Source organism: Arthrobacter sp. NPDC080082 (assembly GCF_040686595.1).
Taxonomy (GTDB): domain Bacteria; phylum Actinomycetota; class Actinomycetes; order Actinomycetales; family Micrococcaceae; genus Arthrobacter.
In genome coordinates this window covers 683,940-709,729 of record NZ_JBFBKQ010000001.1, presented here as the reverse complement: position 1 = coordinate 709,729, position 25,790 = coordinate 683,940, and the positions used below count along the sequence as shown (strand labels likewise).

Here is a 25,790-nt window from a genome sequence, read left to right as displayed (position 1 = left end):
GCCGCGATACTTGACTCTGACACTGTGGAAGGCAGGAGAACTGAGTCATGTTATCCATTGGAGCGTTCGCGCAGATCGGCCAGGTCACCCACCGCATGCTGCGGCACTGGGACACCTCCGGACTGCTCGTTCCCGCGCACGTGGATGAGTTCAGCGGTTACCGCTCCTATGATCCCGCCCAGCTGGAACGGCTGCACCGGATCGTCGCGCTCCGCCAGCTCGGGTTCGGCTTGGCGGACGTTGCCGCCATGCTGGAGGCCGGGGTTGATGCGGAGCGGATGGCCCGGCTGCTGCAGATCCGGCGCGCCGAAGTGGCGGAGGAACAGCGGCTGGCCGCGGCACGGCTCATCGACGTCGAGCGGAGGCTCCACCTGATCGAGAAGGAAAAGCACATGACCCAGATCGAAATCATCGAAAAGTCCCTCCCCGCCGTCCGTCTCGCGGCCCGCACCGCCGCCGTCGCCGAACAACCGGAGGTGGCCGGCGTCGTCGGGCCGTTGTTCGACGACGTGGCCCGGGTGCTCAGCGCCGCCGGCGGGTCCCTCGAGACGCCCATCGCCCAGTACGAGGCGGGTGAGGACGGCATGCGCATCACCGCCGGCTACGCCGCCACGGGAAACATCCCCGAAGGCGTCGAGGCGGTGGAGCTTCCGCGCGTCCCTGCCGCGATCTGCGGCGTCCACCTGGGCCCGATGGACCGCATCGGCGAGAGCTGGCAGGCCGTCCACGCCGAGATCATTGCCCGCGGCTACACCCCGTCCGGACCGTGCCGCGAGGTGTACCTCCGGGCCGAGTCCGAGGATCAGGCGGACTGGGTGACCGAGTTGCAGCAGCCTGTCACGCGCTAGGTCAGGTACCGCGGCGCGTCGGGGAACGACGATGGCGGCCTTTCGGAGAGGCAGGAGGGCCGTGCCGGGCGCCTCGGACCTACGCGCGGCCCTTGAGGATCAGGTTCCAGTACACCTGCGGGAAGATGTCGCGGTCCACAATCCAGGACGCGCGGCTCTCCTTCCAGGTCGGCACCTTGGGAATCGTGGGCATGGGCCGGTACTGGGCATCGAATTCGGCGAAGACCACCGTGGAGCGGGACACCGTGAAGGGGCAGACGGAGTAGCCGTCATACCGTTCCGGAAGAGCCTTCCCTTCGCGGGCCGCCATCAGGTTCGCAGCCAACACCTTGGCCTGCTTGCGCAGCGCGCCGCCCGACTTGGAGTTGGCGGTGCCGGCCGCATCCCCCAGCGACCAGACGTCCGGGAACCGCACATGGCGCAGCGTCTCCGGATCCACCTCCACAAACCCGCCGTCGTCGCCGGCCGCAGGCAGATCGGTGGCCTTGAGCCAGTCCGGTGCCGACTGCGGCGGGACAACGTTGAGCACGTCGTAGTGGAGTTCCTCGGCGATTCCGGTGCCGTTGTTCTTGACCAGCACGGTCCGGGCCGAGGGCTCCACCAGGACGACCTCGCTGTTCAGGCGCAGCTCGATGCCGTATTCGGCGATCTTGCGATTGAGCTCCTCGTCCACACCCGGTACGCCGAAGACCGTTGCGGTGGGCTGCACCATAATCACCCGGATGTCCTTCAGGACTCCCTGCTTGCGCCAGTAGTCACAGGCCAGGTACATCGGCTTTTGCGCCGCGCCGCCGCATTTGATGGGCCCGGACGGCATGGTGAAGATGGCTGTCCCCGACCGGAGACCCTTGAGCAGCGTCCAGGCCTTCGTTGCCAAGGACAGTTCGTAGTGGGAGGCGCCCGAGGGTGACTGAACGGCCGCGGCCAGCCCCGGGATACTGTCCCAGTCAAGCTGCAGGCCCGGGCAGACGACCAGCTGGTTGTATCCCAGCGGGCCGCCGTGGTCCAGGGAAACAGTCTTGGTCGCAGCGTCGATGTCCACGGCCCGGTCTTGGATCCAGTGCACCCCGCGCGGTATGACCGAGGACTGCCTCCGGACCGCGGACGACGCCTTCGCCCGCCCACCGGCAATATGGGAGAACAACGGCTGGTACTGGTGCTCGGCCGCGGGTTCGACCAGGGCCACATCGTTGACTCCGCCGCGCTGAAGGCGAGCGGCCAGCGAGACGCCGGCATTGCCGCCGCCGATCACGACCACGTCGTGATGTTGCCTGGCCGCGGACTCAGGTCCCCCGGGTGTTTCCTTGCTCAGCGACATCGGCACTCCTTGGATGGTGCGAACTGACCTGCAACTGGATCCTCAATGGTAAGCACGGTGAGCTTTCCGCGGAACCGACGGCCCGTGCGCCCAATCCTTCGGAGGGGACGACGACGGCGGCCCGCATCCCGGGTGGGGTGCGGGCCGCCGTCGTCGGCGTGTGCTATTCCCGGACCGCCGCCATCAGCTCGGCGACGTCCAGGGCGTCCCCGAGGCCGAGGGCCAGCGCGGCCACCTGGTCCGTGTCCTCCGACGACCGCCGGCCGCCGACGTTCAGGCGGAACTTCTCGGCCAGTTCGTCGTCGCTCAGCGGGTTTTTCGGGCCGCCGCGGTTGAACTCCACCCGCGCTTCGTGCCATTCGCCGTCCCGGGTGTTGACGCGCAACACCGCCGGGAACTGGTGCGGGTAGATCTCACTGCTGCGCTCGTCGGCGTGGCAGCGGACCAGCCCGGCCAGCCGCAGGGTCTCCGGATCCTTCGCCATCCCGTCGGTGAAGTCGTGATGCCCGACGCCGAGGCCCGAGCCGCCCAGGAGGGCCCGGGCAACGGTGAAGGGGCCGGAGAAGGCGGCGTGGTAGCCCGATTCCGGCTTAGCCTTGGACTCGGCGGGCTCGGCGATAGTCCGCAGCACCGGCGCCGGGACGCCCAGCTCGATGCCGACGATGTCCTCCGGCCGGACGCCGCGGTCACGGAGCTCGCGGGCGGCGTCGATGCCGGCGTGGGTGAAGTGGTTGCACGGGTAGGGCTTGAAGAAGATGCCCGGGAGTTCCCAGTGTTCACCGAGGCCCTCGACCACCTTGGCGGCATCGGCGCGGTCCCCGCAGAAGGCGTGCAGGAAACCGAACCTGCCCTCGATGACGGTGGGCGGGCCGGTGAGCCCGTGCCGGGCCAGTTCGGCGGCCGTGATCCCGGAGTGCGCCGCCCAGCCGCAGTGCGTTCGCTTGACGGTCCCGCCGGTCCGGTTTGCCTCGAGCAGGCCCGCCCCGAAGCTGGCGGCGATGCCCATCGCGTCGGCGATGCCCTCGGCGTCGAGCCCGTAGAGCATCGCGGCGGCGGCAGCCGATCCAATAGCGCCGCAGATGGAGGTGGCATGCTGGCCGCGCTCGAAAAACTCCGAGTTTCCCAGGGCCTCGTCATAGCCGCCCATGCCCAGCCGCACCGTGATTTCGATGCCGACGCCGGCCGCGTCCAGGAGTGCCGCCCCGCTGGCGCCGGTGGCTTCCGCCACCGCCAAGGCCGCCGGGATGACGGAGGCGGAAGGGTGCAGGACCGAGGGCAGGTGAGTGTCGTCCGAGTCCATCGAGTGGGCCAGGGTGCCGTTCACCAGGGCCGCCGTCGCCGCGGGAAAATGGCGCCCGGTGCCGATGGCCGTGGCGTCCTCGTTTCCGCCCCAGCCGGTGGCGACGCCGATCACGGCGGCCGCGGAGGGCTGGTTGTGGGCGGCCAAAGAGTTTCCCAGCAGGTCAAGCACCCGGCGGGCCACGTCCTTGCGCAGGTCCGGGGCCAGGCCGTCTTTTCGGGTTCGGTCCGCCAGGGCGGCGAGCCGGCCGACGACGGTGCCGGTGAAATCGTGCCGGCTCATCGGGTCACCACCGCGACCGGGCGGATCGGGGAGCCGGTGCCGCCGACGATCCGCAACGGGGCCATGACGAAGGTGAATTCGGTCAGCTCGTGCCGGGAGGCATCCTCGAGGTTCAGGTGCTCGATGATGTGGATGCCGTTCTCCACCAGCATGATCCGGTGGACCGGCAGCACGCTGTGGCCCTTGCCGGCGGGGATGTGTTCGAAGGCGGTGGTGTCCGCGCCCGCGGCGACGATCCCGGCCGAAGCGAGCCAGCGGGCCGCTTCCACATCGGGACCCGGGACGCCGTCCGTCTGGCCGAGATACCGTGCGGGGTCCTCGAAGTGCCGCGCCCAGCCGGTCCGGATCAGGACCACGTCGCCGGAGCGGGGCGAGACCCCGGCGGCGTCGGCGGCATCCTGCAAATCCTTCGCGGTGATTGCCTGGCCCGCCTCCAGGGCCTCCACCCCGTGCAGTGCGGCGATGTCCAGGAGCAGGCCGCGGCGCAGCAGGAACGGGATCTGGTCCGCCCCGAGCTGGGAGAACTTCCCGCCGCGCTGGGCGTCCGCCGCGTCCACGCCGCCGTGCAGCATGCCCTCGTGGCTGACGTGGGAGAGGGCGTCGACGTGTGTTCCCACGTGTCCGCCGGTGACGATGATTTCGTTGGACGCTGACCCTCCGTCGGGCCGGACCATGTCTCCGTGCCGCCGGATCAGGGTCATCCGGAATCCCGGGTGGTTGGGGGAGCAGGGCATGCCGGTGAAGTGCGGGTGGCCGAGTTCGACCACTTCCTGGGTGCTGCCCGTGACGGCGCTGAGCAGGACATCGGTGGTGGACGTGGTGGCGTTGTGCATGAATCTCCTCGTAGGGGACTAGTCGCGGATGGCGAGGTCGAGGACCAGCCGGGCGTTCTCCACGACGGCGGGGTCAATGAAGCGCCCGTCGGAATCGAGAACGGCCGTCTCTCCGGCCTCGGCGGACGATTGGGCGAGGGCAACGACGCCCTCGGCGCGCGCCACTTCCTCCGGAGTGGGAGTGAACGCGGTGTTGACGACGTCGATCTGGCGGGGGTGGATCACGGTGCGGCCGAAGAATCCCTGCCTCCGGCCCTGCAGGCTGCTGCGGCGCAGGCCCTCAAGGTCGGCGACGTCGGTGTAGACACTTTGGACCGGGGAAGCGAGGCCGTGGGAGCGGCTGGCGGTGACAATCCAGCCGCGCGCCCACTCCAGGCCTTCCGGCGAAACCCGCAGATCAGCGGCGAGGTCGGCCTCGCCGAGGGCCAGTCCGGTGACCCGGGGATGGGTGCCGGCCAGCAGCGGGGCGTCGCGGAGTGCGGCCGCCGTCTCAACCAGGAGATGAAGCTGGCAGCCCAGGGCATCGCCGGCCCGGCGGATCGCGGCGGGATCCTCGGCCTTGGCGATTCGGACGCCCGCCGGTTTGCGCTCCGCCCGGCCCAGCGTCTCAAGCTCCTGCGCGGACCACGGCGTGTCCAGCGGGTTGATCCGGATCCAGACCTGGCGCCCGGCCCCGGCCGTTTCGAGGGCACCGACTGCATTCGCCAGGGCCATGTCCTTGGCCGTGGACGGCACTGCGTCCTCGAGGTCGATGATGACGGCGTCGGCGGCCGAATCCAGCGCCTTGGCGATCCGGTCCTCCCGGTGGCCCGGGACGTAGAGCCAGCTGCGCGGAATCATGAGGCGGCCTCCCGGCCGGCGGCCTGGGGGTTGTAACCGAGGTTGCGGGAGACCTTGGCGGCCGCTTCCAGCAACGCTTCCTCGTACCGGGAGCGCTTTTCCTCGGACATCCGGTAGCTCGGCCCGCAGACGGAGATGGAGCCAACCACCTGTGCGTCGTCGGAGAAGACGGGGGCGGCCAGCGACGCCGCACCCTCCTGGCGTTCACCCTCGGAATGGCACACGCCCCTCGCCCGTGCGTCCCGGAGGGAAGCGCGCAGCGCCTCGGGGTCGGTCACCGTCGCCGCGGTCTGCCGGGGCAGCGGCCTGGAGAGGATGTCCTCCTGCTCGTCCTCGGACAGGAATGCCAGGATGGCGCGGCCGGAACTGCCGCTGTGCAGGTCGAAGCAGCGGCCGATCTCCACGGTCATCTTGATTTCCTGGGTGCTCTCCACCTGGTCGAGGTAGACCCGGCCGCCCGGGATCCGGGCCGATACCGTTGCGGTTTCGCCGGTCTGCCGCTGGAGTTCCACCAGGGCTTCCCGGGCGGCCCGCCGCAGCGGCGAGGTGTCCAGCGCCCGCGCCCCAAGGGTGACGGCGGCTGGCCCCAGCCGGTACCGGCGGCTGCTTGCCTCATAAGTGAGGAGGCCGCGTTCGACGAACGTGGACACGATGCGGTGCACCACAGCCTTGGACAATCCGGTGGAGCGGGCGATCTCGGAGATCCCGAGGGCACTGTTCCGGCGGCCGAAGGCCACGAGGACGTCGGCCGCACGGGCCGCGGAGGTGGTCCCGCTGGACGTGGTTTCCATAGTTGGCTCCCTGGATGACTGACGAAGTCCGGATTGACGACTTTCACCATTTGTACCGCCTAACGGAACGCTTGTCGAGACTTCCGCCCGAGAGAAACCCGCGAATTATCGGAAGTTTCTGAAAAATAACCCTTGCGCACTGGAATGTGATCGGGCAAAGTGTTCCACGACACAGACCAAATATGTTCCGCCAAGCGGAACAGGCAGGGAGGTGAGAATGCCCGAGTACGATTTCGATCTGGCCGTGGCAGGTGCGGGCGGTGGTTTGATCGCCGCGCTGCGTGCCGCGGATCTGGGCCACGACGTCGTCGTCATCGACGCGGATGACCAGTTCCAGCGCGGAAACAACACCTCGATGTGCACCGCCATGATCCCCGCGGCCGGCACCCGCTGGCAGGAAGCCGCCGGAATCGACGACAGCCCCGGCCGTTTCCTCGGAGACATCGACCGAAAGACCGGCGGCAGCGCCGACCGGCGGCTCGCGGAGGCCCTGACCGCGGCGAGCGCCCCCATGGTGACATGGATGGCCGACGAACTCGGGCTGCCCCTTGAACTGGTGACCGACTTCCACTACCCCGGACACAGCGCCGACCGGTGCCACACCATCTCCGGCCGGCACGGATCCACCCTCTTGGCCCACCTCGTGGACCGCGCCCGCCGCCACGAGCGGATCGAACTCATTACCCCCATGACCCTGGAAGAGGTCGAGGTCAGCGGCGGAGCGGTCTCCGGCATCGTCGCCTCCACCCCGGACGGTTCCACGGACCGGCTGTCCGTCCCGGCCGTGCTGCTGGCCACCAACGGATACGGCGGCGCGCCGGAACTGGTGGAGCGGTGGATCCCGGAAATGGCGGGCGTCCACTACCACGGCGGGTTCTACAGCCGCGGGGATGCCCTGCGGATCGGCGCCGGCCTTGGCGCGGACTCGGCCTACCTTGACGCCTACCAGGGGCACGCCGCCCTCTCCGCCTCCAGCCAGACCCTCGTGGGCTGGGCCACCGTCCTGCACGGCGGCCTGATCGTGAACACCGAAGGACGGCGCTTCGCGGACGAGACGACCGGCTACTCGGAGTTTGCGGCGATCCTGGCCGCCCAGCCCGGACAAACCGGCTGGATCATCATCGACCAGCACATCGAACAACAATGCCTGGCCTTCACGGACTTCCAGCAGGTCGCCGACAGCGGGGCGCTGGTGCGGGCCGAGACCGTGGCCGATCTGGCGGAGCGCCTCAAGGTTCCCGCGGACGCGCTCGCCGACGACGTCGACGCTGCCGCGAGGGCAGCCCGGGGTGAGGAGCCCGACCGGCAGGGCCGCAGCGACGAGCGTCACGCCTTGACCGGCCCCCTCGCCGCCGTCCGCATCGTTCCCGCACTCTTCCACACCCAGGGCGGCCTGGTGGTCGATCACCACGCCCGCGTGCTGACCCGGGTGGACCAGTCGCCCATCCCCGGCCTCTACGCCTCGGGCGGGGCCGCCACCGGAATCTCCGGCCACGGCGCCGCCGGTTACCTGGCCGGCAACGGCCTGCTCACCGCCTTCGGCCTGGCCTGGCTGGCCGCCGAAGACCTGGGCGCACGCACCTGACCGCGTTCCGCGCGGTCCCACCTTTCCATCACCAGAGCATCAGGAGTTTCACGTGAGTACCTTCCTCATCAAGAACGGCACCGTTGTGCGGCCCGAGGAGAACGCCCCCGACGACGGCGAATTCTTGGACATCCTCGTCACCGACGGCAAAATCACCGCGATCGGGCCGAACCTTTCCGCCGACGGCGCCGAGATCGTCGACGCCGCGGGCAAGCTGGTCTTTCCCGGCGTCGTGGACGCCCACCAGCACTGGGGTATCTACAACCCGCTCGGCGAGGACACCGTCACCGAGTCCCGGGCAAGTGCCCAGGGCGGCGTGACCTCCGCGATCACCTACATGCGGACCGGTCAGTACTACCTGAACAAGGGCGGCCCCTACAAGGACTTCTACCCCGAGGTGCTGGCCACCTCCGAGGGCAAGGCCTACATCGACTACGCCTTCCACCTTGCCCCGATGTCCAAGCAGCACATCGAGGAAATCCCGTCGCTGGTCGAGGACCACGGCGTCACGTCCTTCAAGATCTTCATGTTCTACGGCAGCCACGGCCTGCACGGACGCTCCACCTCGCAGAGCGAATTCCTGATGATCCCCGAAGACGAGAACTACAACCTGGCGCACTTCGAATTCGTCATGCGCGGCATCCAGGCCGCCCGGGAGAAGCTGCCCGAGTTGGCCCCGCACATCTCCCTCTCCCTGCACTGCGAGACCGCCGAGATCATGAGCGCCTACACCAAGCTCGTGGAGGAGGAAGGCACCCTCACCGGTCTCGCCGCCTACAGCGCGTCCCGGCCGCAGCACTCCGAGGGCCTGGCCGTCACCATCGCGTCCTTCCTGGCCGACGAGACCGGCCTGCCCAACATCAACCTCCTGCACCTGAGCTCGGCCAAGGCGCTGAAGGCCGCGATGAAGATGGCGGAGGCGTTCCCGCACGTGGACTTCCGCCGCGAGGTAACCATCGGGCACCTGCTCGCCGACATCGACACCGCCCATGGCCTGGGCGGCAAGGTCAACCCGCCGCTGCGTCCCCGCGACGACGTCGAGGCCCTCTGGGAGCACATGCTCGCCGGCAACATCGACTGGGTGGTCTCGGACCACGCGTGCTGCAAGGACGAGCAGAAGTTCGGTGACGACCGCGACGACATCTTCGCCGCCAAGTCCGGCTTCGGCGGCACCGAGTACCTGCTGCCCGGCCTGATCACCGAGGGCCGCAAGCGCGGACTGTCCCTCCGCCGCATTGCCGAGCTGACCTCCTCGAACCCTGCGTCCCGCTACGGCCTGCCCGGCAAGGGCCGGCTGGTGGAAGGCGCCGACGCCGACATCGCGATCGTGGACCCCGACGCCGTCTGGACCGTGCGCGCCGAGGACTCAGAATCCACCCAGGAGTACACGCCGTTCGAGGGTTTCGAACTCGGCGCCAAGGTCACAGACACGTTCGTCCGCGGCCACCGCGTGCTGACCGACGGCGTCATCACCGGCGAACCCGTCGGCCGCTACCTGCAGCGCCCGTACCTGTGAGCGCCAACGCCTTCGGCGCCGTGGCCGAGACCAACCACGGGCCGCTCCGCGGCCTGAAGGTCCTGGACGCCTCGACCATTCTGGCGGGTCCGCTGGCGGCCCAGATCCTCGGTGATTTCGGCGCCAACGTCATCAAGATCGAACACCCCACCAAACCCGATGGGATGCGCGGCCACGGGCTGGACAAGGACGGGATCCCGTTGTGGTGGAAAATGGTCAGCCGCAACAAGCAGACCGTGACCCTCCACCTCGGAACCCCGGAGGGCCAGGAGATCTTCCGGGAGCTCGCAGCCACCGCGGACGTCGTCGTCGAGAACTTCCGGCCCGGAACCTTCGAGCGCTGGGGTCTCGGCTATGACGTCTTGTCCAAGGACAACCCCGGCCTGGTGATGCTGCGGGTCAGCGGCTTCGGTCAGCGCGGCCCGTACTCGTCCCGGCCCGCGTTCGGGACCCTGGTCGAGTCGATGAGCGGGTTCGCGCACCTCACCGGCGAACCCGATGGACCGCCTACCCTGCCCGCGTTCGGGCTGGCGGATTCGATCGCCGGCGTCGCCGGGTCCTCCGCGGTCGCCATGGCCTTGCTGGAGCGGGACCGCAACGGCGGTGAGGGCCAGGTGATCGACCTGGACCTGCTCAGCCCGATCATGACCGCTGTCGGACCCGCCGTGATCTACGCGGACCAGTTGGGACTGGACCAGGACCGCACCGGCAACCGGTCCCAAAACAACTCCCCGCGCAACTTGTACCGGACCAAGGACGACCACTGGGTGGCCGTCTCGACCAGTGCGCAGGCGATCGCCGAGCGGGTGCTGCGCCTGGTGGGCCACCCCGAGGTCATCGACGAACCCTGGTTCGCTACCGGCAGGCAGCGTGCCCAGCACGCCGAGCTGCTCGACGGCTACGTCGGCAGTTGGGTCGAACAGCGCACCCGGGACGAGGTGGTGCAGGAATTCGAGGCCGCCGGCGCGGCCGTGGCGCCGGTCTACCGTCCCAGCGAGCTGCTCGTGGACGAACAAATTGTGGCCACGGAGATGATCACCCGAGTCCCCGACCCAGATCTTGGATCGGTCCGCATGCAGAACGTGATGTGGCGGATGACCAAATCCCCCGGCTCCATTCGGCATACCGGGCGCCCGCTCGGTGCCGACACCGACGAGGTCCTCACCGCCCTCGGACATGATCCCTCCGAACTCCGCGATCTCCGTGAACGCGGCGTCATCTGACCCCTAGGAACCCTATGAAATCGCGTTGGTTTACGCTCTGCATTGTCCTTGGACTGGTGCTGGTCAACTACATCGACCGCAGCGCCATCTCGTTCGCAGCGACGCCGATCCGGGAGCATTTCGGTATCTCCGCCGCCGAATACGGCATCATCAGCTCGGCCTTCTCCGTCGGGTACATGGTCTTCGCCCTGCTCTCCGGACCTCTGGTGGACCGGTTCGGCTCCCGCAAGATCCTCATCTGGGGCATGATCGTGTGGGCCGTGTCCTCCGCGCTCACCCCGGCCGCCGGTGGCTTCCTCGGCCTCATCCTGGTCCGGATCGTGCTCGGCGCCGGTGAGGCTCCCTGCTTCCCGGCCGCCACCCGCATCGCCAGCCGGTGGCTTCCCGCCCAGGAACGCGGCAAGGCACTGGCTCTGGTGGGCGGCGTGGCCGTCTCCGGCAGCCTGCTGATCGGCGGCCCCATCCTCACCCAGCTGGTCTCCCTGACCGGCTGGATGGGCATGTTCTGGATCCTCGCCGCCGCCGGTGTCCTGTGGGTCCTCATCGCGGTGCCGTACCTGAAGAACTCCCCCGCCGAGGCGGCCTTCTGCTCCGAGGAGGAGCGCGCCTACATCAAGAGTGGCCAGACCGAGGGCGAAGCCTCCGGCCGGGAAGAAAAGATGGAGTGGGGACCCATCCTGCGCAACCGCAACCTCTGGATCGTGGGGCTGGGCTACTTCGCCTGGGGCTTCATGTTCTGGGCCTTCATGTACTGGCTGCCGCAGTACCTCCAGGCCGGGTTCGGGCTCTCGCTCAAGGCAGTCGGCGCCTTCTCCGTTGCTCCCTGGGCGGCCGGCGTCGTCGGTGCTTTGGTGGGCGGCGTGCTGGTGGACCGCATCTACAAGCGCACCCAGCAGGTCCGCTCCCGCTTCACCATCATCGGTGTGGCGCTGCTGCTGGCCGGCGCCTCGCTGGTTCCGCTCCTGGTGATGCCGGTGACCCTGACGCTCGCCCTGGTCTGCATCTCCCTGGGTGTGGGCTTCGGCTTCATCACGGGCGGTATCTGGTGGGTTGCGTCTATTGACGCCGCTCCCAAGCAGCCCGGCACCGCCGCCGGGTTCGCGGACGCCTGTTTCGCGCTCTCCGGCATCATCGCCCCGAGCGTCATGGGCTTCATCGTCTCCGAGTCCGGCAGCTACACCGGTGGCTTCGTGATCATGGCCGTGCTCTGCGTCATCGCCGCCGCAGCGCTCCTGTTCTTCACCAAGGAACCGGCCCGCGTCACCGCCGAGCAGGAGGCGGCTCCGGTGCGTGGCTAGTCTCCCGGAGACGCCCTGAAGGGCCGGGCAGCCGAGGGGCTGCCCGGCCTTTCTGTTGGCATCCGGCTGCCAGCGATGGATGATCGGGGCAGGGCATCCGCCCGCCGTTGCCGCTTCCAACCGACAGGAACCCCATGAGCAGCCAGCAGCCCGAACCCACCGCACGGACCGTCCTGATCACCGGAACCTCCTCCGGCATCGGGCTGGCCACCGCCGTCGCCGCCGCGCAGGCCGGCTGGACCACCGTCGCCACCATGCGCAACCTCACGAAGGCGGATGCCCTGCGCGCCGCCGCCTCGGCGGCAGGGGTGGAGCTGGACATCCGCGAACTGGACGTCACCAGCCAGGCGGCCATCGACCGGGAGATCGCCTACTGCTCCGAGCGCTACGGCCGGCTCGACGCGGTGGTGAACAACGCCGGGAGCGCCACGCTGGGGACCGTGGAAACCCTAACCGTCGACGACATCCGCGCGGCCATGGAGGTCAACTTCTTCGGCGTCGTCGCGCTGACCCGGGCCGCGATGCCCCTCCTGCGGGCCAGCGGCGGCCGGCTCATCACCATCAGCTCGGTAGGCGGCGTCGTCGGCCAGCCCTTCAACGAGGCCTACTGCGCGGCCAAGTTCGCCGTCGAGGGTTTCATGGAGAGCCTCCAGCCGCTGGCGGCCTCGGTGGGGGTGGGGGTGCACGTGATCGAACCCGGCCCGGTCTCCAGCGAGTTTGTCGCCAACGCCGGCATCGACCCGAAGACCATGCTCGCCGACGCGGGACCCTACGCCCCGGCCCTGACCGCCTACCTTAACCGGACCACCCAGCAGTTCGGCAGCTCCAATGCGCAGACACCCGAGGAGGTCGCCGAGGTCATTCTGTCCAGCCTCCGCGACGAGGGCACGCCGTTCCGTGTGCAGACCTCCGACTGGGCACGCACCTTCGTGGGCACCAAGCTCAAGGACCTTGACGGCAGCCAAGTAACCGGGATGACCGCGGGGTGGGTGACCGCCTGAAAACAGGGGCGGTCGCTCCTTGCGCACTGCCGGGGCATCCACGAGGATAAAGCCCTCCCCGCCGCGACAAAGGAGTCAGCGCCATGACCAAGTATCTGATCTCGTTTCCGAGCGCCGCCATGGACGTCCCGCTCGAGGAGCTCCCCGCCGTCGCGGACGCCGCGCACGCCGTCGTTCGGGAGGCTCAGGCCGCCGGGGTGTGGGTGTTCGGCGGCGGCATCGACGAAAGCGTACCGCCGGTGGTGGTCGACGGCGGCGGCGAGGCCCGGGCGGGCACCTACCCGCAGACCGCGCACATGGAGGGCGGCTACTCGATCCTGGACCTGCCCTCCCACGAGGCGGCCGTGGAATGGGGCGCCAAATTCGCCACTGCGTGCCGCTGCCCGCAGGAAATCCGCGCCTTCGGCGACGACGCGGAAGCTTGACCCGCTGTTCATGGCGGACATGGACTGCCTGGTGATCTACGTGCCCGCCGCCGACGCCGATGCGGTCCGCCGGGCGATCGGCGACGCCGGCGCGGGACGGCTGGGCAACTACTCGCATTGCTCTTTCAGCACAGCCGGGACGGGCCGGTTTACCCCGCTGCCCGGGGCGGCGCCCGCCGTCGGCGCCGTGGGCATGCCGGAGGAGGTCGCCGAGGTCAGGATCGAGGCCATCTACCCACGAGACCGGCGCGACGCCGTCGTCGCAGCCGCGCTAGCCGTGCACCCGTACGAGACTCCCGCCTTCATGACCTTCCCGGTGAACGTGACCCGGCCCGGGGAACTTAGCGGCTGCTGACCTTCCCGGACAGCCGGGCCAGCGGCGCCAGCACCAACGGCCGCGCCGCGAACCAAGCCCCCGCCGTGACGGCCAGGCCCGCCGCGAAGAGCCAGAAGCCCACCCAGTTCACCTCGTCCGAACCGGCGAACATGTGGTTCAGGTTCCGCAGCGCCCCGGTGGCGAACACCAGGAACACGTGGACCAGAATGAACAGCACGAAGAACAGCATGGTGGGGAAGTGCAGCGCCCGGGCCACCTCCACGGGATAAATCCGGTTCAGGGTGGCGGCGTTCTTCGGCCAGAGTTCGCTCATCCGCACCCCGGTGATTACGGCGAGCGGCGCCGCAATGAACACCACCACGAAGTACATCAGCTGCTGCAGGCTGTTGTAGTTCACCCAGCCGTCGTCCACCGGCCAGTCGAGAGTCAGGTACTGCAGCAGGGCCGACGCGGCGTTGGGGAACACCTCCCAGCTGGTGGGCACGATCCGCAGCCAGTGTCCGGAGGCGAACAGCAGCACCGCGAAGATCAGCCCGTTCGCCAGCCAGAGGATGTCCAGCGACTGGTGCAGCCACAGCGTGATGCTGATCTTCTTCCCGCCCCGCGCCGGCGTCCAGTAGGCGGGCGGTTTCTGCTGGGTCCGCACCTGGTAGCCGGAGCGGATGATCAGCACCATCAGGAAGAAGTTCAGGAAGTGCTGCCACTGGGCCCACCACGGGAAACCGGCCTGCGCGGTGTCCGGCAGCTCGTAGGCGCCGGGGTAGCGGCGGAGGAACTCCGGAACGCCCGGCAGCGTGGTGACGCCGCGGGCGGCGAGAATCAGGATTCCGGCGGCGACGACGGCGCCCAGGGCTATGAGCGCGACCCGGCGGATCCAGCCGGCCAAAGTCCGCGACCCGTAACGGCGGGGTTCGGGCTTCGGCGCGGCGGGCTTCTCCTTGGCGGGTGCAACCGGGGCAGCGACCGGTGCGGGCGCCTCGGCGGCCGCCGGGGCAGGAGCCTGAACAGGGGCCGCCGCGGGAGCCTGGGCCTCGGGCGCCGAGTCGACGACGGGTTCCGGGACCACGGGTTCCGGGGCCACGGGAGCCGCCGGTTCGCCGGCGACAGCGGGAACCGAAACCGGTGCCGCTGAAGTGGCATACCGGGCCGGGGCGGTGCCTGCCGGGGGCCACGGCTCGCCACCGGCAACCCGCGGGAGGCCACGGCGCAGGGGAGTGGTACCGGCCTGAGCGGGGGCCGGAGCCGCGGCGGCGGGTGCCGTTGCCGCGGGAGCAGGAGCCGGGACGGGTGCGGATGTGGCCGCTGCCGGGGCGACCGCTGCGGGGGCCGATGCCTCGGCCGGCGCGCTAGCAGCCGCTGACAGCGGCGTCATTCCGGCGGGTGGCCAGGGCTCACCGCCCGGGACGCGGGGGAGGCCTCGCCGAAGCGGCCGGCCACCGCCGGACACAGGGGCAGTTGCCGATGCGGGAACGGGCTCGGCCACGGGAGCAGCCGCGGGCGCCGAAACTTCCGGAGCGGACGCGGGCGCCGAGACAGCCACCGATGCAAAGCGCTCCGGGGCCTCGCCCGCGGGGGGCCAGGGCTCGCCGCCCGGCACCCGGGGCAGTCCCCGGCGGAGCGGTCTTGAGGGGGCCGCCACCGCTACTTCTTCCGCGCTTCGAGGGCGCTGATCAGCTGGGGGACCACGGTGAAGACGTCGCCCACTACGCCGAAGTCGGCGATCTCGAAGATCGGCGCGTCGGCGTCCTTGTTCACGGCGACGATCGTCTTCGCGGTCTGCATGCCCGCCCGGTGCTGGATGGCCCCGGAGATGCCGAGCGCCACGTACAGCTGCGCGGACACGGACACCCCGGTCTGGCCCACCTGCTGGGACTGTGCGACGTAGCCGGCGTCCACCGCTGCGCGGGAGGCTCCGACGGCCGCGCCGAGGGTGTCGGCGAGTTCCTCCACCAGGGCGAACTGTTCCTTGGAGGCCAGGCCCCGGCCGCCGGCCACCACCTTGGCGGCCCCGCGGAGTTCGGGCCGGGTGGAGGCCGCCGCCGCGCCCTCGAAGGACTCGATCCGTGCCGCGGGCTTCCCGGAGGCGGTCACCGTGAGGGTCTCCGGGGCCGCGGTCCGCGCTTCGGCGCGGGCCTCGATGGACCCCTGCCGGATGGTGATGACGGGCGGCCCGAAGGTGGCCGTGGCGGTGACGTTGTAGGCGCCGCCGTACACCGAGTGGTGCGCCACCACGCCCTCCTCGTCGCGGGAGACCCCCACGGCGTCGACGCAGACGGCGGAGCGGGTCCGGGCGGCGAAGCGGCCGGCAAGGTCGCGGCCGTTGAGGGAATGCGAGATCAGCACGGCGTCCGGCCGGACCAGCTCCACGGCAGCGGCCAGGGCGTCCACGGCCGGGACGCCGAGGGCCTCAGGGGCCGGATTCTCCGCGACCAGGACACGGGCGGCGCCGAGGGCCAGGGCGTCCGCGGCGGGATCACCGGACGGAGAACCGTCGCCGGGATAGTTCCCGGCTTGCGCAGCGGGCAGCACCAGCGCCACGGGGGTGCCCACGGCGGCAGCCGCGCCGAGCAATCCGGCGGCGGCCTTTTCCAGGTCTCCGGCGGCGGTGGTTTCGAGCGCCACCAGGATGGCGTCAGTGGGAAATTCAGTCATGTCGGTGCTCCCTACGCCAGGCGGTTTTCGATCAGGAATGCGGCGATCTTCTCGCCCGCGTCGCCGTCGTCGACGATCTTCACGCCGGCCGCACGCGGCGGCCGTTCGGCGACGGAGAGCATGATGGACCGCGCCGCCTCCGGATCGTCGGCCGCGACGCCCAGGTCCGCGAGGGTAAGCACCTCCAGCGGCTTCTTCTTGGCCGCCATGATGCCCTTGAAGTTGGGGAACCGCGGCCCGGGCAACGCCTCGGTGATGGAGATGACCGCCGGCAGTTGCGCGGAGACCTGCTGCACGCCGTCGTCCACCGGCCGGGTGCCGGATACGCTGCCGTCCCCGATCGAGACGGAGCTCAGGCCGGTGGCGTGAGGGACGTCGAGGAGTTCGGCGAGCATCGCGGGGATCATGCCGCCGGTGCCGTCGGTGGAGAGGTTGCCGGTGACCACCAGGTCGAAGCCGGTGCGGCGGATGGCGGCGGCGAGGGTCTCGGCGGTGAGGCCCAGGTCCGCGCCGCGGAGCGCCTCGTCGCAGACGTGCACGGCGCTGCCGGCACCCATCGCCAGGCCCTTGCGGAGGGTGGCGGTGGCGGATTCGGGGGCGAGCGAGAGGACGACGACGTCGGTTCCCTCGTGCGCGTCCGCGTGGCTCAGCGCCATTTCCAGGGCGCGCTCGCCGATCTCGTCGATCACCGCCTCGTTGGCCCCGCGGTCCGCGAGGCCCGTTTCGAGGCTCAGTTTCCGGTCCCCGTAGGTGTCCGGGACTTCCTTGACTAGGACGACAATCTTCATTGATGGCTCTTCCTGTGGCGGGCATGCCGCCGGGAGGCGGCACGCCGAATCTCCCTAGAGTCTACGAAACGTGCCGCCGTCCTCAGCGCGCCGAGGCCAGCGCGTCCCAGGCGAAGCTGGCCAGCCAGTGGCTGGACATGAATTCGTCCGTGCTCACCGCGGCCAGGCCGGCCTCCAGCAGCGGACCCGCGGCGCCGTCGAGAACGCCGCGCAGCTCCTCCGTCGAGGACCCGGACGCGGATCCGGAGTCGGAGAGCGCGGCGCTGATCCGGATCAGCTGCCCGGCCCGGCTGAGGTTCAGGCCGTTCAGATGCGCCAGGTAGCCGTCGGTTTCGTCGGTGACGGTGAACGGCGCCAGGATCCGGGACTCCGGCTCCAGGTCCGGCAGGAAGCGGGTGAACCAGGCGGCGAAGTCCCCGCCGTCGAGCACACGCGCCATCAGGTCCGCCTCGCTCAACCCGGCGGAAAGGAAGTCCTGGCCGCTGAGCTCCCACTCGCCGGGCCAGCCGGCGTCGCCCTTGAACCAGCGCAGCGCCGCCTCCTCGCACACGGCGGCGGCCCGGTCCCGGCCCAGCACGCGGAAGGCGTCCAGCATCAGCCCCAGGCCGAAGGCGGCGTTGGTGTGCAGTCCGTGGCGGACCGGGAACTCGGCCTTGGCCGTCCACTCCGCCACCAGCGACGCCACGATGTCCACCAGCGGTTCCAGGGCCGAGCCCCAGTCCCGGACCTGCGCGTCCTCCGCCGTGATGGCGGTGGCGGCGAGCCGCACCAGCCAGGCCCAGCCGTAGGGGCGTTCCCAGCTGGGGTTGGCCTGCAGGTAGGCGCCCTCCACGGCGAGGTTCTCCGGGGTGAGGTTGGCCGCCAGTACCCGGCGCAGCTCCGCGTCGCGGTCCGGGCTGACGCCGTGTTCCAGCAGGGACACGCCCAGCCAGGTCATATGCACGCAGGAATGCCAGTCGAACGAGGTGTAAAACGCCGGGTGGAGCTCGCGGGGGCTTGGGCGGTCCTCAAGCGACGTCTCCACGTGGTGCGAGGCGTAGGGGTACGGCCGGCCCAGGTTCTCCAGCACGATGTCCGCGTAGGTGTCGGCCAGCCGGTCCATCTCTTCGGTTCCGGCGGTGACTACAGTGACGGCGGACGGTGCGGCGGAGTGGCTCATGGTGCCCCTAACGGGTGGTGGCGGACGGGATCAGTTGAAGGCCAGGAAGTACATCAGGCCGATGTTGGCGGCCAGCAGCGGCACGGCGGTGGCGACCTGCGCCTTGATGACGCCGTACTTGTTCTTCATCTCCAGCAGCGCCGAGGGCACCAGGTTGAAGTTGGCCGCCATGGGGGTGCAGAGCGTGCCGCAGAACCCGGCCAGCATGCCGATCGCGAAGATGATCGCCGGGGTGCCGTGGAAGCCCTGGACCAGCACCGGCCAGCCGATGGCCGCCGTCATGATCGGGAACGCGGCGAACGCGTTGCCCATCAGCACCGTGAAGAGGAACATGCCCACGGAGTAGACGATCACGGCGGCGATCAGCGAACCCTCCGGCAGTACACCCGTGGCCAGGGTGCCCACGGCCTTGCCCACGCCGGCCTTGGTGAACAGGATGCCCAGGGTAGAGAGCATCTGCGGCAGCAGCGCGGCCCAGCCGATGGATTCGAGGATCCGGCGGCCCTCGAAGATGGGGGTCAGCTTGTTCTTGGGCTTGAGCAGCACGACGGCGACGACGGCGGCCGCGATGGCGCCGACGGCCAAGGCCAGCAGGGTGGTGTTGGCCGGGTCGAACAGCGGCTGGCCGCCGACCTTCAGGACCGGGGCGAGCAGGACGATGATCACGGTGACCACCGGCAGGGTCAGCGCCGGGATGAAGAGCTTGTTACCGAACCGGGCGGCGAACGCAGTGCGTTCGGCCTCGCTGGTGGTGCGGGACTTGCCGTCACCGAGGGGCCCGGTGCTGGCCAGGACCACCAGGACCAGGACGGCCACGCCCAGGACCCAGGCCGGGGCGGTGTTCGCCTGCACCCAGGAGCCGTAGAAGAAGCAGAGACCCAGCAGGCCCCAGAAAGCCGAGCTGCCCCAGCGCTTGGGGTGGGTGGTATCCCGGGAAATCAGGAACGCCCAGGCGATGAAAAGAATGCCAATCAGCCAGAAGACGGCTTCAACCTTGATCATGCGGTCTCTCCTACTGTGACGGCGGACTTCTCTTCCTCGACGGCGGCGCGGACGTCCTTGTCCAGCTGGCGGTCCAGCCGCAGCAGCCGGAAGCCGTGGATGAGGAAGGCGATGATGGCGGTGGGGATGGCCCAGACGGCCAGCTCCAGGGGTTCGAGGTGCAGCTTGTAGGTGGTGTCCACAAACGAGGTGATCAGCAGGATGGAGCCGACGGCCACGAAGATGTCCTCACCGAAGAAGACACCCACGTTGTCCGCCGCGGCGGAGTGGCCCTTGATCTTCTCGCGGACCTTCTCGGGGACGTGGCCGTAGCGGCGCAGCGCGGCGCCCTCCGCCATGGGGAACACCAGCGGCCGCACGGTCTGGGCGTGGCCGCCGATGCCGGTGAGGCCGACGGCGGCGGTGGCCTGGCGGACCAGCAGGTAGCCCAGCAGCACGCGGCCGGCGGTCAGCCTGGCCAGCTTCGCGATCAGCGTCTTGGCCTGCTCCTGCAGCCCGAAACGTTCGATGATGCCGATGACCGGCAGGACCACCACGAAGATCGTCACGGACCGGCTGCTGGCAAAGCCGGAGCCGAACGCGTTGAGGATCTCGAGTGGGGACAGGCCGCCCAACAACGCCGTAACGATGCCGGAAACGGTGACAACAATGAGTGGGTTGAGGCGGACGGCGAAGCCGACGATGACCAGCAAGACCCCGATGAGTACGAGCATATCCATCCATCCCCGCAGGACGCAGCAGTGTTCCGCGGACGAGAGTAGTTAGGGGCATGGCCGGCCCGGCCGAGCTGAAAGGGGTGACTTCCGCAAAGTGATGCCCATCACTGTGATCCACAGCTTATGGTTTTGTTGAACAATGCGCAAGAGGGGTGGCGGACCGTGCCGTCCGGGCCCCGGCGGCCGCCCCGCTTCCGGTGGGAATCCGGCTTAGTGCAGCTCGTGCGCCATCGCGGCCAGCAGCTGCGCCTCGGCCCGGTTGAGGTAGTCCCGCATCAGCTCCGCCGCCTCGGCGTTGTGGCCGGCGGCAATCAGCTCCAGGACCCGGGCGTTGTCCGCGACATAGGGTTCGTGGAAGGCGGGGTCCGAGCCCATCGAGTGGAACACCAGGCGCATCTCGGCCAGTACCTGCTTCATCAGTGAGTCCAGGCGCTCGCTGCCGGCGCGGGCCACCAGGGCGCGATGGAACTCCTGGTTGGCGCCCGCCATCCCGGCGATGTCGCCGCGGGCGCGGGCATCCTGGGCATCGGCGACGACGGCGCGAAGCTCGTCCACCGGCGCGGCCTCGTGCCAGAGGACGGCGGCGGGTTCGACGAAGCGCCGGACCCGGTAGATCTCGCGGATGTCCTCGGCGCCGGGCCGGGCCACAAACACTCCGCGGTTGGGGATCCGGGTCACGATGTGCTCGGCGTGCAGGGCGGTGAAGGCCTCGCGGAGGGTGTTGCGGCTGACGCCGAGGGCCTCGCCGAGTGCCTCCTCTGAGAGCTTGGTCCCCGGGGTGAGGTCGCCGGCGGCGATCCGCTGCCGCAGCTGGTCCGAGACCCACAGTCCGGTGTGCGAGTGGGTGGACCCCTTCGCCACGCCGCGAAGGGACTCCAGGACCGCTTCAAATGTCATGGCGCCAAGCCTAGTGGAGCGGCCGCGGTGCCCCTTACGGCAGGCGTGACGGGCGCAGGACCGACGCCTCACCAGCCCGCGCCGGGTCCAGCGGCACGGGGCTGACCAGCACCGCGGGGCCCCGGTGCAGCACGCCGTCGGACACCACCCGGCACCGCACGCCGCCACGCCCGCGCATCGCCTTGTGGGCGCCGGGGGCCAGCATCGAATCCATCCAGGCGCAGGGGTGGGCGGGTCGTCCGGCCTTGAGTCGGACCGTGTCCCCGCCGGACTCCAGCACGAACTCGTGGCCCAGCAGCGGGGCCAGCTCGGCGCCGCGGATAATCACGTTGCGACGGGTCAGCAGCGGGTCCAGGGGCGGCGTGCCGAGCTCCGCGGCGATCGCCTCCAGGCCCTCGACGGCGAACAGGGTCGCGGCGGCGTCCATGTGCGCGGCCTTGCCGAAGAACCGGTCCCCGGTGATCCCCTTGCCCGCGACGAATTGTGCCTCATTGGCGTCGTGCGTCGGGACGTCGGCCGCGCCCTCCCTGGCCCGGCCGAAGTAGGCGTGGGCGGGGGAGACCAGCAGGTGCAGGATCTCGACGTCGTAGCGGTAAGCCTCGCTCATGCCTCCACGCTACCGCCGGCGCCTCCGGTCCGGGTGGGCTTCATTATCTTGACGATAACTTCACTATGGCGGAGCATCGTGGCATGGACAATCTTGGCGGCCACCCCGGCCTGACGCTTGAGTCTCCCGGGGTCGAAGACCAGGCCGAGCGGGCGATGACCGCCGTCGGCGCCCTGGTGCTGCACCTGCGCCGCGAGGCCGGCTTCAGCATCGGAGGGCTCGCCGCCGCGGCCGGGTTGAGCCCGGGCCTACTGAGCCAGATCGAGCGCGGCCAGGGCAACCCCTCGCTGACCACCCTGATCAAGCTCTCCCAGGCGCTCAAGGTGCCGGTGGGGCGCTTCTTCGACACCAAGGACCAGGGCGGGGCACTGGTCCGCCGCGACGAACGCCGCCGCCTGGAAGTGGCCGAGGACAACCTCATCTATGAGCTGCTGACCCCGCACATGAACGGCCAGCTGGGCATGCTGCGCGCCCAGATCGCCGCCGGCTGGGACAACAAGGACGCCCCGTTCAAGCACGCCGGCGAAGAGTGCGTGACCGTGGTGCAGGGGCGGCTCTACGTTTGCGTCAACGGCGTGGGGTATGAGCTGGAGGAGGGTGATTCGCTGACCTACGACTCCTCCCTGCCGCACTGGTACCGCAACCCCACCGACCAGGACGCGGTGCTGATCGGGGCGATGACGCCGCCATCGTTCTGAGCGGACACGCCCCCGGCTTCGTTCAATAAAATGAATAAATGCGGCTCAAAGTGTTGACAGGCGTCGTCCGGGGGCCAAATACTGGGGACAGCGGGGCCGTTTGGCCGCCGCCGCGCCGGGCCGGAGACCGCAACCGGACCGCCATGGCGCAGCACTCCAACACCGTTCCGGGGGAATCCACCCATGACGCCTGCCACCTCACCGGCTGCCACGTCTCTGCCTGCCACGTCTCTGCCTGCCACGTCTCTGCCTGCCACCTCTCTGCCTGCCACCTCTGGGGCCGGAGCGCCCAGCGCCGCGGCCGTTGACTGGTCCGCCACGCTGATCGGCTTCGATACCACCAGCCGCAACTCCAACCTCGAACTCATCCGGTTCATTGCCGACGAACTCTCCGCCCGCGGCATCACCCCGCTGGTGGTCCCCAGCCCCGACGGCCGCAAGGCCAACCTCTTCGGCACCATCCCGGCCGCCGACGGCACCGTCACCGGGGGCATCGTGCTCGCCGGGCACACCGACGTCGTCCCCGTCGACGGCCAGGACTGGCATAGTGACCCCTTCGCCGCCGAGATCCGAGAGGGCCGGCTCTACGGCCGCGGCGCCACCGACATGAAGGCTTTCAGCGGCGCCATCCTGGGGTTCCTGCCCGAGTTCCTGTCCCGGCCCCTCGCCGAGCCGCTCCACTTCGCCTGGACCTACGACGAGGAGGTTGGCTGCCACGGCGCCGTCGTCCTGCTCGCCGAACTGGAAGCCCGCGGCATCCGGCCCCGGCTCGGCTTCGTGGGGGAGCCCACCAGCATGCGGCCGGTCTCCGCGCACAAGAGCAGCCAGCTCTTCCGCGTCACCGTCTCCGGCATCGCCGCGCACTCCTCGATGACCTCCACCGGCGTCAACGCGATCGAATACGCCGCGCGGGCGATCGCCGCCATCCGGTCCCTCGCCGACGAGCACCGGCTCTCCGGCCCCTTCGACCCGACCTTCGTGGTGCCCTACACCACCGCCAACGTCGGCGTCGTCAGCGGCGGCGCGGCCGTCAACACCGTCGCCGAGCACTGCGCCTTCGAGTTCGAATTCCGGACCATCCCCGGCGTCGACCCGGAGGGCATCATCGCCCGGATCCGGGAGGCCCTCGAGGGGCTCCGGGCCGAGATCCAGGCCGAGAAGCCCGGCACGGACATCGTCATGGAACAGCTGGGCGCCGTCCCCGGCCTCAGCCCCGAGGGCCCGCGCGCTGCCCTGGACCTGGCCCAGCGGCTGACCGGCAACGCCGTCGAAGAGACGGTCGTCTACGCCACCGAGGCCGGCCTGTTCCAGCGCGCCGGCATCGACACCGTGGTCTGCGGACCCGGGTCCATGGACCAGGGCCACACCGCCAACGAATACATCAAATTGAGCCAGATCGCCGCCTGCGAGGACTTCCTCCGCGCGCTGGCCGACCACCTGACCTCCACCGAGCCCACCGAAGGGACCCCGCAGCCATGAGCCAACCCACCACCACCGGCACGGCCGCCACGGGAGTCGACGCCGACGCGGACAGCCAGGCCGCCCCGCGCACCCTCAACGCCGTCGAACGCGGCAACGCCCGCAAGGCCGTCGTTGCCGCCTCGATCGGCAACGGCCTCGAATGGTTCGACCTGATCGTCTACGGCACCTTCGCCGTCACCATCTCCAAGCTGTTCTTCCCCACCACCAGCGATGCCGCCTCCCTGCTGCTGACCTTCGCCTCGTTCGGTGTCTCCTTCATCATGCGGCCCCTCGGCGGCATCCTGATCGGGCGCTACGCGGACAGGGCCGGACGGAAGGCCGGCATGCTGGTCTCCATCCTGGTGATGTTCGTGGGCACCCTGCTGATCGTCGTCGCGCCCACAGCGGCCATGATCGGCGTGACGGCCAGCATCATCGTCCTGGTGGCCCGGCTGCTGCAGGGCTTCGCCACCGGCGGCGAATTCGGCACCGCCACGGCCTACCTGATCGAATACGCCCCCACCCGGAAGGCGTTCTACGGCAGCTGGCAGGTAGCCACCCAGGGCGGCGGCATCCTGCTGGCCGGGATCTTCGGGTTCGTCCTCAACGGCTACCTCAGCACCCAGTCGCTGGAGTCCTGGGGCTGGCGGCTGCCCTTCATCTTTGCCCTCGCGATCGGCCCCGTGGGCTGGTACATCCGCTCCAAGATGGAGGAGACCCCGGAGTTCCTCGCCACGGAAACCTCGACGGCGCCGCTGCGGGAAACCTTCGTCGGCAACGGCGGGCGGCTCTGGGCGATCGTCGGCGTCGTCTCCCTGGGCTCCGTGGGCGTATACATCGCCCTCTTCATGCCCACCTACGCGATCGTGAACCTGAACATGCCCAAGGCGGTCGCGTTCCTCTCCACCCTGATTTTCGGCATCGTGATGAGCGCAGGCTCCCCGTTCATCGGCATGCTCTCGGACAAGGTGGGCCCGGCCCGGGTCATGACCTGGGCCGCCGGCGGCACGATCGTCGTCGGCATCCCGGCGTTCCTGGCCCTCATCGCCGCCCCGGAGCTGCCCACCATGATCGTGGTGGAACTGGTGCTCTCGGTCCTGGCGACCGCGTATTTCGCCCCGCTTCCGGCGATCATGTCCTCGATGTTCCCGGCGCGGATCCGCTCCACCGGCCTCTCGCTGGGCTACAACATCGGCGTGACCGTCTTCGGCGGCTTCGCCCCGTTCATCCTCACCGCGCTGATCGGCAGCACGGGATCCCTGCTGGTGCCCGGCTACTACCTGGTGGCCATCGCCATCATCGCTGCGGCCAGCCTGACCGTCGCCCGCAAGGTCTACAAGCAGGCGTAACGCCATTCCACCGCTGAGGGAGCCCGTCCCGGCCGAGTGCCGGGGCGGGCTTCCTTGCTGCGGGGGCACTGTTGTCCAGCGTCCTGGCGCCTCACGCCGCCGGGACCGGCTTGACCCGCAGCGGGGCGAGGAACAGCACGATCACCACGGCCGTGATGGCACCCGCGGCCATGATCGAGGCCAGCACCACCACCTGGAACACCCCCGCAGACAGCGGGGAGATACCGCCGAAGATGGCGCCCACGAAGGCGCCGGGCAGGGTGACGAGGCCGGTGGTCTTGCTCTGGTCGGTGGTGGGGACCAGCCCCGCGTGCACCGCCTCGCGGGCCAGCTCGGTGGTGGCCTGGCGCGGCCGGGCGCCCAGGGCCAGCCACCCCTCCACCTCCTCCCACCGGGCCGCGGCCGTCTGCTGGAAGTGCCGGCCGGCCAGGGTGGTAATGGACATGGCGTTGCCGATGACGATGCCGCCGATCGCCAGCGCGTAGCGCGGCGAGAACTCGATGGCGCCGGTGGCGAAGACGACGGCGAGAGTGACGGCCACCCCGGCGCCCATCGCGGCGCTGACCCGGCCGAACATCCGCCGGTCCCGGCCCAGCCGGCGGGTGGCCGTCCAGGCGGCCACCGTGAACATCACCAGCAGCGCCAGGGCCACCAGGTAGCCGTTGGTGATGACGCCGCTGAGGATCAGGCTGATGGCCGCCAGCTGCAGGGCGCCGCGGAGGATGGCCCAGGCAGGTGAGAACCGGGCGGGGACACGGTAGGCCGTGAGCACCGAGAGGGTCACCGCCACCAGCACGGCGACACCAGCCAGCGCCGGCAGCAGATCTGCGGGAGGGGTCATGCGGCCAGCCTATCCGGAGGCAA

25 protein-coding genes are annotated in these 25,790 nt (G+C 69.8%); 11 read left to right on the top strand and 14 right to left on the bottom strand.

From position 1 onward, the window contains the following. Positions 1 to 47: 47 nt before the first annotated feature. A complete protein-coding gene (locus tag AB0O44_RS03330) occupies positions 48 to 848 on the top strand; it encodes a MerR family transcriptional regulator (RefSeq protein WP_364134151.1) in 801 nt (266 codons plus the stop codon). 79 nt (positions 849 to 927) lie between these two features. Here the strand turns inward: AB0O44_RS03330 and AB0O44_RS03325 are convergent, their stop codons facing one another. The 5 genes from AB0O44_RS03325 to AB0O44_RS03305 form a co-directional block, all read right to left on the bottom strand. After that, a complete protein-coding gene (locus AB0O44_RS03325; protein WP_364134148.1) occupies positions 928 to 2,166 on the bottom strand; it encodes an FAD/NAD(P)-binding oxidoreductase in 1,239 nt (412 codons plus the stop codon). Positions 2,167 to 2,329: 163 nt separating this feature from the next. Then, positions 2,330 to 3,748 carry an MmgE/PrpD family protein gene (locus tag AB0O44_RS03320; RefSeq protein ID WP_364134145.1) on the bottom strand — a complete coding sequence of 473 codons (1,419 nt, stop codon included), beginning with the start codon at positions 3,746 to 3,748 and terminating at the stop codon, positions 2,330 to 2,332. Next, the gene (locus AB0O44_RS03315; protein WP_364134142.1) at positions 3,745 to 4,581 is read right to left on the bottom strand and encodes a cyclase family protein; all 837 of its coding nucleotides are present in this window, start codon (positions 4,579 to 4,581) and stop codon (positions 3,745 to 3,747) included. Before AB0O44_RS03315 ends, AB0O44_RS03320 begins: the two co-directional genes overlap by 4 nt. Before the next feature lie 18 nt (positions 4,582 to 4,599). Then, on the bottom strand, positions 4,600 to 5,421 hold the full coding sequence (locus AB0O44_RS03310; protein ID WP_364134139.1) for a CoA ester lyase: 822 nt from the start codon (positions 5,419 to 5,421) through the stop codon (positions 4,600 to 4,602). Continuing rightward, positions 5,418 to 6,212 (bottom strand): IclR family transcriptional regulator, encoded by a 795-nt coding sequence (locus AB0O44_RS03305; RefSeq protein WP_364134136.1) that lies wholly within the window; start codon positions 6,210 to 6,212, stop codon positions 5,418 to 5,420. The genes AB0O44_RS03310 and AB0O44_RS03305 overlap by 4 nt, the downstream gene beginning before the upstream one ends. Before the next feature lie 217 nt (positions 6,213 to 6,429). Between AB0O44_RS03305 and AB0O44_RS03300 the strand changes: the two genes are divergently transcribed. The 7 genes from AB0O44_RS03300 (at position 6,430) to AB0O44_RS03270 (ending at position 13,615) form a co-directional block, all read left to right on the top strand. After that, a complete protein-coding gene (locus AB0O44_RS03300) occupies positions 6,430 to 7,797 on the top strand; it encodes an FAD-binding protein (RefSeq protein ID WP_364134133.1) in 1,368 nt (455 codons plus the stop codon). Between the two features lie 52 nt (positions 7,798 to 7,849). Further along, a complete protein-coding gene (locus AB0O44_RS03295; RefSeq protein ID WP_364134130.1) occupies positions 7,850 to 9,313 on the top strand; it encodes a dihydroorotase family protein in 1,464 nt (487 codons plus the stop codon). Then, positions 9,310 to 10,536 (top strand): CoA transferase, encoded by a 1,227-nt coding sequence (locus AB0O44_RS03290; RefSeq protein WP_290256274.1) that lies wholly within the window; start codon positions 9,310 to 9,312, stop codon positions 10,534 to 10,536. The genes AB0O44_RS03295 and AB0O44_RS03290 overlap by 4 nt, the downstream gene beginning before the upstream one ends. Before the next feature lie 14 nt (positions 10,537 to 10,550). Beyond that, positions 10,551 to 11,834, top strand: coding sequence for an MFS transporter (locus tag AB0O44_RS03285; protein ID WP_290256273.1), 1,284 nt, complete (start codon positions 10,551 to 10,553; stop codon positions 11,832 to 11,834). Positions 11,835 to 11,968: 134 nt separating this feature from the next. After that, a complete protein-coding gene (locus tag AB0O44_RS03280; RefSeq protein ID WP_364134126.1) occupies positions 11,969 to 12,835 on the top strand; it encodes an SDR family oxidoreductase in 867 nt (288 codons plus the stop codon). Positions 12,836 to 12,918: 83 nt separating this feature from the next. Continuing rightward, positions 12,919 to 13,260 (top strand): transcription initiation protein, encoded by a 342-nt coding sequence (locus AB0O44_RS03275; protein ID WP_364134123.1) that lies wholly within the window; start codon positions 12,919 to 12,921, stop codon positions 13,258 to 13,260. 19 nt (positions 13,261 to 13,279) lie between these two features. Then, the gene (locus tag AB0O44_RS03270; RefSeq protein WP_364134686.1) at positions 13,280 to 13,615 is read left to right on the top strand and encodes a hypothetical protein; all 336 of its coding nucleotides are present in this window, start codon (positions 13,280 to 13,282) and stop codon (positions 13,613 to 13,615) included. On the opposite strand, the gene AB0O44_RS03265 is transcribed toward AB0O44_RS03270, so the two are convergent. From AB0O44_RS03265 to AB0O44_RS03230, 8 genes are all read right to left on the bottom strand, one after another. Beyond that, the gene (locus tag AB0O44_RS03265) at positions 13,602 to 14,678 is read right to left on the bottom strand and encodes a cytochrome b/b6 domain-containing protein (RefSeq protein WP_364134120.1); all 1,077 of its coding nucleotides are present in this window, start codon (positions 14,676 to 14,678) and stop codon (positions 13,602 to 13,604) included. The two genes, AB0O44_RS03270 and AB0O44_RS03265, sit on opposite strands and share 14 nt — an antisense overlap. Before the next feature lie 560 nt (positions 14,679 to 15,238). Further along, the gene (locus AB0O44_RS03260) at positions 15,239 to 16,249 is read right to left on the bottom strand and encodes an electron transfer flavoprotein subunit alpha/FixB family protein (RefSeq protein ID WP_364134117.1); all 1,011 of its coding nucleotides are present in this window, start codon (positions 16,247 to 16,249) and stop codon (positions 15,239 to 15,241) included. 11 nt (positions 16,250 to 16,260) lie between these two features. Then, on the bottom strand, positions 16,261 to 17,037 hold the full coding sequence (locus tag AB0O44_RS03255) for an electron transfer flavoprotein subunit beta/FixA family protein (protein WP_364134114.1): 777 nt from the start codon (positions 17,035 to 17,037) through the stop codon (positions 16,261 to 16,263). An 82-nt stretch (positions 17,038 to 17,119) separates the two neighbouring features. After that, on the bottom strand, positions 17,120 to 18,196 hold the full coding sequence (locus tag AB0O44_RS03250; protein WP_364134111.1) for a DUF2891 family protein: 1,077 nt from the start codon (positions 18,194 to 18,196) through the stop codon (positions 17,120 to 17,122). A 30-nt stretch (positions 18,197 to 18,226) separates the two neighbouring features. Beyond that, positions 18,227 to 19,198: a DUF979 domain-containing protein gene (locus tag AB0O44_RS03245; protein WP_364134108.1), complete on the bottom strand. Its 972-nt coding sequence runs from the start codon at positions 19,196 to 19,198 to the stop codon at positions 18,227 to 18,229. Beyond that, on the bottom strand, positions 19,195 to 19,917 hold the full coding sequence (locus AB0O44_RS03240; protein WP_364134105.1) for a DUF969 domain-containing protein: 723 nt from the start codon (positions 19,915 to 19,917) through the stop codon (positions 19,195 to 19,197). Before AB0O44_RS03240 ends, AB0O44_RS03245 begins: the two co-directional genes overlap by 4 nt. Before the next feature lie 207 nt (positions 19,918 to 20,124). Further along, complete coding sequence (locus AB0O44_RS03235; RefSeq protein ID WP_364134102.1) at positions 20,125 to 20,811, bottom strand: GntR family transcriptional regulator; 687 nt, start codon at positions 20,809 to 20,811, stop codon at positions 20,125 to 20,127. 34 nt (positions 20,812 to 20,845) lie between these two features. Beyond that, positions 20,846 to 21,418: an MOSC domain-containing protein gene (locus tag AB0O44_RS03230; RefSeq protein ID WP_364134099.1), complete on the bottom strand. Its 573-nt coding sequence runs from the start codon at positions 21,416 to 21,418 to the stop codon at positions 20,846 to 20,848. A gap of 83 nt (positions 21,419 to 21,501) precedes the next feature. Here AB0O44_RS03230 and AB0O44_RS03225 point away from each other — a divergent pair, with 83 nt between their 5' ends. The 3 genes from AB0O44_RS03225 (at position 21,502) to AB0O44_RS03215 (ending at position 24,926) form a co-directional block, all read left to right on the top strand. Next, complete coding sequence (locus AB0O44_RS03225; protein ID WP_364134096.1) at positions 21,502 to 22,116, top strand: XRE family transcriptional regulator; 615 nt, start codon at positions 21,502 to 21,504, stop codon at positions 22,114 to 22,116. A 183-nt stretch (positions 22,117 to 22,299) separates the two neighbouring features. Further along, a complete protein-coding gene (gene argE, locus AB0O44_RS03220) occupies positions 22,300 to 23,595 on the top strand; it encodes an acetylornithine deacetylase (protein WP_364134093.1) in 1,296 nt (431 codons plus the stop codon). After that, on the top strand, positions 23,592 to 24,926 hold the full coding sequence (locus tag AB0O44_RS03215) for an MFS transporter (RefSeq protein WP_364134090.1): 1,335 nt from the start codon (positions 23,592 to 23,594) through the stop codon (positions 24,924 to 24,926). The genes argE and AB0O44_RS03215 overlap by 4 nt, the downstream gene beginning before the upstream one ends. A 91-nt stretch (positions 24,927 to 25,017) precedes the next feature. Here the strand turns inward: AB0O44_RS03215 and AB0O44_RS03210 are convergent, their stop codons facing one another. Continuing rightward, positions 25,018 to 25,767: an ABC transporter permease gene (locus AB0O44_RS03210; RefSeq protein ID WP_364134087.1), complete on the bottom strand. Its 750-nt coding sequence runs from the start codon at positions 25,765 to 25,767 to the stop codon at positions 25,018 to 25,020. Positions 25,768 to 25,790: the final 23 nt, after the last annotated feature.